The organism is Thermus sp. FJN-A, from assembly GCF_054655095.1.
The window spans coordinates 1-326 of the sequence record NZ_BAAHSC010000027.1; the positions used below are offsets into that span (position 1 = coordinate 1).

1 protein-coding gene is annotated in these 326 nt (G+C 72.4%); it reads left to right on the forward strand.

Translation table 11 applies throughout. The annotated features are described in order from the left end of the window. Positions 1-326: tyrosine-type recombinase/integrase (locus ACYQ0J_RS00130; RefSeq protein ID WP_460170220.1), on the forward strand; the 326-nt coding region annotated here is incomplete at both ends.

Consider the following 326-nt stretch of genomic DNA (forward strand, 5'->3'; position numbering starts at 1 on the left):
CCTCTACGGCACAGGCCTCCGCCTCTCCGAGGCCCTGGCCCTGACCTACGCCGACCTCACCTATCAGGACGGCGTCCCCCACGCCATCCGGGTCCAGGGGAAGGGGGGGAAGGAGCGGATGGTGGTCCTCTCGCCCACGGCCCAGCGGGCCCTGCACCAGTGGCTGCGGCACCGGAACCTCGAGGGCCACCCCACGAGCCCCTACATCTGGAGCCACACCACGGGGCCCAACCGGGGAAAGCCCTTCTCCGCCCGGGCGGTGGAGGCCATGGTGAAGCGGGTGGCCAGGCGGGCGGGGCTCAAGGACTGGCAACGCATCACCCCCC